This is a genomic window from Roseovarius litoreus, from assembly GCF_900142765.1.
Lineage (GTDB): Bacteria > Pseudomonadota > Alphaproteobacteria > Rhodobacterales > Rhodobacteraceae > Roseovarius > Roseovarius litoreus.
Genome location: NZ_FRCB01000025.1, coordinates 1 through 1429 on the forward strand (window position 1 = coordinate 1; position 1429 = coordinate 1429).

2 protein-coding genes are annotated in these 1429 nt (G+C 65.9%); both read right to left on the bottom strand.

All coding sequences use genetic code 11. From position 1 onward, the window contains the following. The coding region (locus tag F3H35_RS18690; protein WP_149781037.1) for an electron transfer flavoprotein subunit alpha/FixB family protein at positions 1-797 on the bottom strand (797 nt) is incomplete at its 3' end. Further along, the coding region (locus tag F3H35_RS18695; protein ID WP_149781038.1) for an electron transfer flavoprotein subunit beta/FixA family protein at positions 797-1429 on the bottom strand (633 nt) is incomplete at its 5' end. The genes F3H35_RS18695 and F3H35_RS18690, both read right to left, overlap by 1 nt.

Genomic DNA, 1429 nt, shown 5'->3' on the forward strand with positions numbered 1-1429 from the left:
GCGAGGTGCTGAATCGCGCCCGAGATGCCGACGGCGATGTAAAGCTCGGGCGCCACCACCTTGCCGGTCTGGCCCACCTGCCAGTCATTCGGGGCAAAGCCCGAATCGACCGCGGCACGCGAGGCGCCGACCGCGGCACCGAGCTTGTCGGCCAGGCCCTCGATCAGGGCGAAATCATCCTGCGAGCCGACACCGCGACCGCCAGAGACGACCACGCCAGCCGAGGTCAGTTCGGGGCGGTCGGAGGCGGCGACCTTGTCTTCGACCCATTCCGACAGCGCCGGATCGGCCGCGGCAGCGATCTTTTCGACCGGGGCGGAATTGCCGGTGGCGGCTGCGTCGAAGGTCGAGGTGCGGAAGCTCACGACTTTCTTGGCGTCCGACGAGCGGATTTTCTGCACGGCATTGCCGGCATAGATCGGGCGTTCGAACGTGTCGGCATCGACCACGCCCGAGGCGTCGGTGATGACCATCACATCGAGCAGCGCCGCGACGCGCGGCAGGATGTTCTTGGCATCCGTGGTGGCCGGCGCGACGATATGGCTGTAATCGGCGGCGAGGTCCGCCACCAGCTGCGCCACGGGTTCGGCCAGACGGTGGCCATAAAGCGCATCCTCGGCGCAGAGCACCTTGGACACACCGGCTATCGTGGCGGCCTCATCGGCGGCACCCGAACAGGTGGCGCCGGCGCAGAGCACGGTCACGTCACCCAGCTTGGTGGCGGCGGTCACGGCCTTGGCCGTGGCATCCATCGCCAGCGATCCGTCATTGACTTCGGCAAGAAGAAGAACAGCCATCACACAGCCCCCGCTTCCTTGAGTTTCGACACGAGCTCGTCCACCGAGCCCACGATTTCACCGGCCTTGCGGGCGGGCGGTTCGATTGTCTCGAGGATCTCGAGACGCGGCGTCACGTCGACGCCGTAATCGGCGGCTGTCTTTTCATCGAGCGGCTTTTTCTTGGCCTTCATGATGTTGGGCAGCGAGGCGTAGCGCGGCTCGTTCAGGCGCAGGTCGGTGGTGATGATGGTGGGCATCTTCACCTTGACGGTCTGCAAGCCGCCATCGACTTCGCGGGTGACCACGGCGTGATCGCCCTCGACATCGATCTGGTTGGCATAGGTCGCCTGGGACCAGCCCAGAAGCGCCGACAGCATCTGCCCGGTGGCGTTCATGTCGTTGTCGATCGCCTGCTTGCCGCAGAGCACCAGACCCGGCTGTTCCTCGGCCACGACCTTGGCGAGGATCTTGGCGACGGCCAGAGGCTCGATATCGGTGTGCACGTCATCGGCGGCGACCACGAGGATCGCGCGATCGGCACCCATGGCCAGCGCTGTGCGCAGGGTTTCCTGCGCCTGCTTCACGCCGATCGACACCGCGATCACCTCATCGGCCTTGCCGGCCTCTTTCAGGCGGATGGCCTCTTCCAC